Annotated in this window: 6 protein-coding genes; all 6 read right to left on the bottom strand. The window is 53.4% G+C overall.

Annotated features, from left to right (window positions below; translation table 11 throughout):
• Positions 1-50 precede the first annotated feature (50 nt).
• The 6 genes from ACFSSA_RS13275 to murG all read right to left on the bottom strand — a co-directional run bounded on the left by ACFSSA_RS13275 (position 51) and on the right by murG (position 8,679).
• Positions 51-1,763 carry a cell division protein FtsZ gene (locus ACFSSA_RS13275; RefSeq protein ID WP_386820991.1) on the bottom strand — a complete coding sequence of 571 codons (1,713 nt, stop codon included), beginning with the start codon at positions 1,761-1,763 and terminating at the stop codon, positions 51-53.
• Positions 1,764-1,799: 36 nt separating this feature from the next.
• The gene (ftsA, locus tag ACFSSA_RS13280) at positions 1,800-3,017 is read right to left on the bottom strand and encodes a cell division protein FtsA (RefSeq protein ID WP_386820992.1); all 1,218 of its coding nucleotides are present in this window, start codon (positions 3,015-3,017) and stop codon (positions 1,800-1,802) included.
• 5 nt (positions 3,018-3,022) lie between these two features.
• Positions 3,023-4,006 (bottom strand): cell division protein FtsQ/DivIB, encoded by a 984-nt coding sequence (locus tag ACFSSA_RS13285; protein WP_386820993.1) that lies wholly within the window; start codon positions 4,004-4,006, stop codon positions 3,023-3,025.
• Positions 4,007-4,195: 189 nt separating this feature from the next.
• Entirely contained in the window at positions 4,196-5,110 is a 915-nt protein-coding gene (locus tag ACFSSA_RS13290) for a D-alanine--D-alanine ligase (RefSeq protein ID WP_386820994.1), read from the bottom strand.
• Between the two features lie 60 nt (positions 5,111-5,170).
• Positions 5,171-7,489, bottom strand: coding sequence for a UDP-N-acetylmuramate--L-alanine ligase (gene murC, locus ACFSSA_RS13295; RefSeq protein ID WP_386820996.1), 2,319 nt, complete (start codon positions 7,487-7,489; stop codon positions 5,171-5,173).
• A gap of 98 nt (positions 7,490-7,587) precedes the next feature.
• A complete protein-coding gene (murG, locus tag ACFSSA_RS13300) occupies positions 7,588-8,679 on the bottom strand; it encodes an undecaprenyldiphospho-muramoylpentapeptide beta-N-acetylglucosaminyltransferase (RefSeq protein ID WP_386820997.1) in 1,092 nt (363 codons plus the stop codon).
• Between the last annotated feature and the right edge of the window lie 304 nt (positions 8,680-8,983).

The following is an 8,983-nucleotide window of genomic DNA, read 5'->3' on the forward strand; positions in this document are numbered from 1 at the left end:
ACTTCCGGAAGGCTTTTTTGGTGAGAGAATTCTAGCTTCCAGGTTGGGAACTAGGATTTTTTCTTTCGGAGAAACGGCGGGAGATCTAGATCCTCCCCATCAAACACGTTTGGGTTTTCTCCTTCAAACCTGCCTCGTGGGCTGTTGTCAAAAAGCAGTTCGCTCTGTTGCCCGGAAGGTGGCTTTGATTCAATTTTTAGCGACGGGCTCTCGTTTTCAGGTTCTACCTTTTCGAGGGCGGCTTCGTTGCGGGATTCTTCAGCTACGGTATCGGAATCATTCCTGGATTCTCCATCTGGCTCGTCATTCCACAGATCTTCTTCATCGGGTGCATTTTTTCCGGGAAGCTGAGCCAGGAACTTTGAATTTTGAATGTCCAGCTCATCTCCACTAGTGAACGGCTCGGGAGTCTTGATCGAGGTTTTTGGCTCTTCCAGTCTTATGATTTCCGGCTCGGCAAAGGGACGCTCTTCCTTTTTCTCTTGGTTCGCCGTGGACTCATTTTCATCGTCATCCGGGTTGCGGGCTTCGGTTAAAATATCTTCGTTGTCCTTAACGTCATCAGTTGAGGGGACAGTTGCATCAGCTGGGGAAGGAGTAGGGGTGGGGTCTTCCTGCTCCTTTTCATCGGTAGGTTGTGCCTCCAATTCTGGAATTGAGTCCGTATCGATCGTGCTGGAGCCTGTCGCTGCCAATGGCTTGTCAATTTTACTGAATGGGTTCTCAATCTCAGAAGACGTATCGGAATCGCGTGAGATCGGACTGATGGAATCTCGAGTGCCACCGGTGAGAACATCTTCGGGTAGAGCGCTGATGAGAGTGATGGATAGATTGTCTCCCATTCCTGGATCAATTGCTGCACCAAATAGGACGTGCGCTTTTTCGGGCACATGTTTCTGAAGGTTCTGCATCAGTAGCTCGATTTCAAAAAGTGTTAAAGACTCACCTCCGGATAGGTGGACGAGCACGGTTTGCGCGTCTTTGAGTAGAGAACCCTGATCCAAAAGGGGGCTTGCGAGAGCATTCCGTAGCGCTTTTGAAGCGCGGTCTTTGCCATCGGCAATGCCGGAGCCAAAAAGACAGCGGGAGCGGGTGGTGCGAAGCGCGGACATCAGATCATCCAGGCCGACATTGATCAAACCAGGCCGAACGACGAGACGGATCACTGCTTTGATGGACTCCGAGATCATCTTGTCAGCGGCTGCAAAGGCTTCGTGGATGCCTTGCTTTGCAAGGACAAGTTCACCCATGCGGTTATTATCAAAGGTGACGAGAGCATTCGACAGGACGGCGAGCTGGTTGAGCGCGGTGTCCGCCTGTTCGCGCCGCCGTCTTCCCTCGAAAAAGAAAGGCATGGTGGCAAAAACAACAACGAAAGCACCTTCTTCACGAGCGATCCGGGCGACGATTGGGGCCGCTCCGGAGCCGGTGCCTCCTCCTAAGCCTGTGCAGAGAAATACGATTTGCTGGCCTTTCAGAGCCTCGCGGACATTCTTTTCCGCTTCCAGCATTGCCTGCTGACCAAGTTCTGGATCGCCGCCGGTGCCAAGTCCTTTGGTGAGGTTTACCCCCAGTTGGATTTTTTCCTTGGCCAGGCATGCATTTAGCGTGCGGATATCTGTATTGAGTGCGAGTAGCTCTGCACCCTCGATGCTGTCCAGAGCGATGCGCTCAAGCATATTTGCTCCGGCTCCTCCGAGTCCGATGATTTTGACGGCGGAAGCCGGGATGTCTTGTTTGAGATCGCGTGAGTAGGAAATCATTTTGATGTAAGTATGAAATTAGAAGCTCTGTTTGACTCAGCGGCCGAATGGCCAGAAAAGGCTGAGTAGTTTACCCATGCAGCCGGGTGGTTTGGTGTTTTCAGTTTCGAGGATTTGGGCGTAGCGGATCAGGCCAATGGCTGTCGCATATTGGGGATCTTTGAAGGACGGATGATCGGAATCTGTGGTGCCGGTGTTTTCCGGTCGGTAGATATCACGACCAAAGACATCGAATGCGAGTTCGGAAAAACCGTTCATCAGACTGGTGCCGCCGGTGAGAAAAACACCTGCACCTATTGCTTCGACGGAGCCGCGGGGCAAGCGGTCTTTCACTAACCTGAGTGTTTCCTCAAGCCGTTGGCGGATCACTTCGTTGAGTGTTGCTCGTTTCACCTCCACATCAGCGAAGCCGTTTTCGTCCGTGAGCTTTGCGATTCCTACTGAGAGTGAGGGGTCTCTCGATGCATTCCCCTCAAGAATCTTGAGCTTCTCCGCCTTGGAAAATGGCAAGCCCGTAACCAAATGGATGTCATTGGTCACGTGATCTCCGCCCACGGGAATACATCCGGAGGCGGCGATCGACCCATCTAGGTAGAGTGCGTAATCCGTGGTTCCACCACCAATGTCGATCAATAGAGCGCCGCGGAGCCGCTGTTCGCGATCAAGCGCCATTTGTGCGGTGGCGATGGGAGCGAACACAATATCATCGACTTCGAGAGGACATTCCCGGACCAATTTGATGGAATTTTGGATCCGATTGCGGATGCCGTGGACGATGTGAAAATCCGCCTCCACAGTTTTGGCGAAAAGTCCTACCGGAGAGGCAGATTGCTCCAGGCCATCTACGAGGTATTTACGGATGATCGTATGAAGGCAGACATTATCCTGCGGATAGGGGACGTCCCGGGCAATGCTGCAGGCTTCTTCCAGATGCTCCGGCAAGATGGTCTGCTGATTGTCCGGTAGGCGGAACGTGCCTCGGTTGTTCACTCCCTGGAGATGTGAGCCGGTAACGGATAGAAACACAGAGCCGATTTCCACGTCACTGGCATCCTCGGCTTTCGCGAGAGCATCCTTAAGGCAAGCTCGGGCCTGGGGAAAATCCGAAAGCTCTCCCTTGCGGACTCCCGCAGATTTTGTGACGCCGATGCCTAGAATTTTCACGGCACTGTCCGGCTTTACCTCACCGACGACGATACAGGTCTTGCTGGTGCCGATTTCCAGTCCGACGTGAATTTTTGTGCGGCGTGACATGAATTTCAGTTGCGGTTTAAAAGAGATCTAAGATCGGTTGTGCGTTGCGATTCACCCGTGTCTGAGAGTGAATCTTCGGAAACAGGAATGGCTCGTGGAGGTCGATCGTCTCCGCGGACTGTGATGGGGACATTTCGCTTCGGGATCAAGTTGATCGTTGCAATTTGATAACCTTTTTTATGCGCGTGATGAAGTGCCCGGCTGAAGTAGTCCAACTGTCGCTTGTGGTCTCCCAGGCCGAAGGTTGCCATCGTGCCGCTGCGGGTCTTGAGGAGTAACGACCACTCATTTTCCTGGGAGATGGATTCGATCATCGCGATATCCGATGGATACCTGTTCGCGAAAGATTTCAACAAACGAAGGCAATGCTTGTAATGTGGATGGTCTATATTCGCCTCTTGTCGAAGAGGGTGTGCGGGATCTGGTGCAAGGTGGAAGACCGGCAACTTTTCGGCCATCGATACTTGGCCGGGAGGGCAGGGATAAACATAGCCTTCATAATCCACCAGCATTGCTGATTGGCTTCTGTTGTAGGGGAAATTCTCTTCCGGACAGGCGATCCATGCAACCGGTTTGCGGGTGCTGATCTCGAAAGCCAGAGTCCCGGGTAGCCGGCGTTTGATATGAGCTGCGGAAATCCCCGGAATATCGAGCAAACGCTGCTCCATAAAGTCGGTATCGAAATCGAAAATGTTACCTGCCAGATCAATATCCAGAAACTCGACAAGAGCCGGTTCATCCAGAATATCATTGTGATTGAGCTTGATGGCTTGCAGACGGAAATCCGGATTTCTGTGAAACGAATGCTCAATAGCCTGGCGGATGCCATAAGCCAGCGCTCCAAGTAATACGAAGGTAAATGCGAGTTTCCCGACGACTTTTAGAAAGCTCAGAAAATTAAACCACGCGATTCTTGGCGACATCACTTCCGACTTCAGCACCTTTACATGATGCCGATGGCGTCGGGTTCTGGATGTTTTTTTGCGCATTTGGGAGGTGAAAAGTCGGCTGGCTCACTTTGTCGGTAGCCGATGGGTGAAGGCTCCCGATAAAGCAAAAAACGATAGGGTTATCGTATTTAGCAGATCCTTATTGTCAATCAGCTTAAAGCTGAGGGCGTGATCGATCGGTAAAATCGCGCATGCCATCCCTGTCCGCGGCTCCAGCAGTAGGAGAGCCTAGGCCTGCAGCGATAGCTCCGCAATTTTCTGACAAAGTGCGGGGAAGTCCAATCCTGCGGCCGCTGCGGATTTTGGCAATAGCGAGGTTTCCGTCATGCCGGGAATGGTGTTTGCCTCCAAAACGTAAGGACGGTTATCGGCATCCAGCATCACATCAACTCTGGAATATACTTCGAGCTCCAGCGATTGGTGCGCCGCCACAGCCGCGGCTTGGACTGCCAATGTTGTTTCCAGATCCAGATCCGCAGGACAGATATATTGGGAGCCTGTGGTTTTTCCCGAAAGCCATGGATATTTTGTCGCCATATCGTAAACCCCTTCCGGCGGAATGATATGGATGACGGGGTAGGCTTTGCCATCGATGACCGGCACCGTGAGTTCCGCGCCCGAGATGAATTCTTCGATCAACAGATCCTTCGAATGCTGGGATGCCTTTGTGATCGCATCCAGCGCTTCGTCCTGGTTTTTGACGATTTCGATGCCTACTGAGGAGCCTTCGCGGGGTGGCTTTACGACGAAAGGTGCAGAGAAAGATGGAAGCGTCGGTCCATTTGTGCAGTCGATGATCTCGGATTTTGGGGTAGGCACGCCGGCCTTTAGGAAAGCTTGTTTCGCAAGGTTTTTATCGAAGGCGATCCGGGAGGACTTCGAGCGGGCACCAGTGTAGGGAATACCCTTCTCTTCGAGTATTTCCTGGAGCTGGCCATCTTCGCCAAAGGTTCCATGAATGAGGTTGAAGCACAGTCCTGTCCCAGGCGGGAGATCAAACGATGTGCTGGTGACATCGACTGGCACAGCGTCGAGGCCGAGGGACAACAAGGCCTTGAGCACGGCATTACCCGATGCGAGTGAGACCTGACGCTCGGAGCCCGGTCCACCCATGAGAACGGCGATTTTGATGTTGGATAACATAATCGTGATAATTAGTGAAAATTCTGGAGCTTGGAAACTACTTTGAAGAGGCAGCCCCGCTTAAAATTGAGGCTCGTCCTCGCCGATGATTTTGATTTCGGTTTCTAGATCGGTGTAGCGTTCTTCCTTGGCTTTCTTCTGAATCATTTCGATCAGCGCAAGTATTTCAGCAGCAGTGGCTTTCCCATTGTTTACGATGAAATTCCCATGGATGTCGGAAACGGAAGCCTGGCCGATTGATTCACCTTTCAGCCCCATGGAGTCGATAAGCCGACCTGCAGGAATATGCTCGGGGTTCTTGAACGTGCAGCCTGCGGATGCCGCGATCGGCTGCGTGCCTTTGCGTTTTTCCCGGGATTGGTGCCAGCGATGTTTGATGTTTTCGTGGGTATCGGTTTTGCCTTTGAAAACCGCTTGTAGGGCGAAGTTTCTGCGGAGTTCCTGCACATTCCGGTAGAAGGCGAGGATCTCGTCGCGTTCACGGGTGCGGATCACTCCATCTTCATCAAGAAAAGTCACGCGGACCACTTGGTCGAACATTTCAACGCCCATTGCGCCGGCGTTCATCCGGAGCGAGCCGCCGACGTTCCCCGGGATTCCTTCCATCCATTCGAATCCTCCGATGCCATGGGCTCCCGCATAAGAAGCGAGCTTTTTCAAGCGAACGCCCACACCTGCGACAATGTGGCCTTTCGAATCGATGGATAGCTCCGAAAATGCGCCGCCGGTCGGGTGGATGACAGCTCCACGAATACCGCCATCGCGGACAAGTATATTGGAGCCTCGCCCAACAATGCGAATGGAGATCCCCCGTTCACGGCAGGAATCCACAAGAAAAGCAAAGGCGTAAAATGAATGCGGCTCAAACCAATACTGCGCGGGACCGCCGACGAGGATCGTGGTGTGCTTGCGCATCGGTTCGTAGATTTTCCCATCGATCTCCCCGGCAGGTGCAACCGCTTGAAGAGCCTCGAGGATCTTCAGATCCGAGGCGATGCGCGTCCCTACTTCGTGGACATTGCCCGCGCCGAGAGTGATTAGAAGGTCACCGCTTTCGAGAGCGTTGCCGACCTCGTAGTGAGCCCGATCAAGATCCGGCAGAAACTTTGCAGGAATATCGCCGTGCTTTTTCATGGCGTCGACCAAAGTTTGACCGGTGATACCTTTGATAGGCTTTTCCGATGCGGGATAAACATCGGTGACAAAGACCATATCGGCGGCTTGCAGAACTTTCCCGAAATCATCCGCCAGAGCTTTGGTGCGGGAATAGCGGTGGGGTTGGAAAAGGACGATCAGGCGGGAGGGCTTGAGGGAGCGCGCGGTCTGGAGGGTTGCGGCGAGTTCCGTGGGATGATGCCCGTAATCATCAATCACCCGGTAAGACGGTGAGAGATATTTTGTCTCAAAACGGCGCTTGGCCCCAGCGAAGGAAGAAAGGGCCCGTGCGATAAGCGAAAACTCGGAGCCGCATATGTCAGCGATGGCGATGGCAGCCAGCGCATTGAGGATATTGTGTTCTCCCGGGATGGCTAATTCGATATCGCCCAGGACTTCTCCGTTTTTCTTTACCGTGAATGCGGAGGATCCTTTGAGATCGCGGATATCCGATGCGGTGTAATCCGTCTGGTCATCCGTGGTTTCCCAGCCGTAGGAGACTGCATTTTCGCGGCCCGAGCAAATTTCCGCAGCGACTGGACTTTCCGCACAATAAACGATTTTACCGGATGTTTGATCCGCTAACGTGGCGAAGACCTCCTTGATATGATCGAGGTCGCGGTAGAAATCGAGATGCTCTGCCTCGATGTTGAGAATGACGGAATGTTTTGGCTTATAAAGTGCCAGTGTCCCATCGGACTCATCCCCTTCCGCCACCATGAAATCACCTTCCGGGTCCCATTTGGCGTTTGCTCCGAGAATTGGAATTTCTGCCCCTACATAATACGAAGGCTTTTGTCCGCACTCCCGGAGGAGATGGGCCGCCATCGATGAGGTGGTGGTTTTACCGTGGGTGCCGGAGATGACGATGCCCTGCTTGGTGTGAAGGATGGCGGCGAGGCACTCGGCACGGCGGATGAGAGGGATCTTGGCTTTTTTGGCAGCGGCGAAGGCTGGATTCTTCGGCCCGATGGCGGATGAGTAAACGACGAGATCCGCTCCTTCCACGGATGCTGCTGTCTGTGGGGAAGAGAAGATGAGTCCGAGCGTTTGCATCCGCTCTGTCTCGGAGGTAGTTACCCGATCGCAGCCGGAAACTTTGTGACCCATTGCCAAAAGTAGCAGGGCGAGACCGCTCATGCCGGAGCCAGCGACTCCGATGAGGTGGATGTGGAGAGGGGTGGAAAGATCGGTCAGATTTGGTTTCTTCTTCTTGGCTGCCATGAGATGGCGGGCACGCTGGCCGATTTTCAGAATTTGAGCAATTGGAAATAAGGCGCAAAATTCACGCGAGCGGATATTTCCAGCTCTGGAGAAGTCGTTCAGATCTCTGCGAGCAGGGCGGAGGTGACACGTGTCGCGGCATCGGGGATGGCGAGGGATTTTGCCGCGTTGGCCATGAGCTTGAGCGCGCCCGGATTGGTCAGCAGATCGGTGAGAAGTTTCGCAAGTGATTCGGGAGTCAGGTCCTTTTGTTGGATGAGTCTTGCCGCACCGGCGTCGGAAAATACTTTGGCGTTGGCAGTTTGGTGGTCATCCGCCGCATACGGGTAGGGAACCAGTATCGATGGCAAACTTGCCAATGCTATCTCCGTAAGGGTGGACGCACCGGAGCGAGTGACGACAAGGTCCGCTAGCGCGTAAGCGGAAGGCATCTGATCGCAGAAGCCCATCAGGTGATATCCAGGCCGTTGTGAGGGGTTTTCCTGTTTGATCCGTTCGTAATCATTGGGGCCGGCGATATGCAGGATCTGAATGTTTTCAGGAAGCATCGGCGAGGCTTTTGCGATGAGCTGATTGAGCCCCAGGGCGCCCTGCGAGCCACCGGTCACCACCAGCGTGGTCTTGTCTGGATCCAGACCGAAATTTTTCGCGGCCTCCGCGCGGGAGGGTAGGTGCAGGATTTCCGGGCGGGCCGGAGTGCCTGTCAGTTGAGTGGGCTTGTGGAAAAATCCGGCAGCTGGTTCCAAGCCTATGAAGACCTTGTTGCAGAAACGTGAAGTAAGAACATTTGCGCGGCCGGGCCGGGCATTGGAATCATGAATGAACGTTTTGAGTCCAAGGCTGTGCCCTGCGTAGACCGGTGGTAGGGAGGTGAATCCTCCCATTCCGAGAACCGCTTGCGCGCCGAACTCGCGGATGAGTTTTTTGGAGCTCCGGATCGATTGGATGAGAGCCAGGAGAAATGGAAGCATTTTGGGTGATAGCGTCCCGGGCTTTGCAATCGCGGCAACGGTGTGAAACTTCAGATGCGGATATTTTGCAGAAGCCTGGGCATCGATTTTTTTCTGGGAAATCAAAAGTAATGGCTCGTGACCCTGTTCAAGGAGAGCCTCGGCCACTGCGATGCCTGGAAATAGGTGGCCGCCAGTGCCGCCGCAGGCGATGAGGATGCGTTTGGGGGAGGAGGACATGCTTGGGATATGTTTGAATGATGATGGCTGGATTTGCGCGGCAATTGAGGAATTGGGCGGGCCGGGCGGAATATGTCAGCCGTAATCTGCGAGTCCAAGCATTTCCGTGAAGTTGTGAGAGCTTATTTGCGAATGGGATGCCCGGTCTTTTTAGGGTCCTGCTTCATTTCGGGATAGCAGGGCGGGGAGTTTACCAAGCTGATTTTGAGGACTTCCGCTCTCTGGATGAGATGGGAATTTGGCCGGTTGTTTTGTTGGATTTACCGTCGTTTATTATTAATTGGATTTCTATATATGTGCTATT

This window comes from Luteolibacter algae (genome assembly GCF_042683045.1).
GTDB lineage: Bacteria > Verrucomicrobiota > Verrucomicrobiia > Verrucomicrobiales > Akkermansiaceae > Luteolibacter > Luteolibacter algae.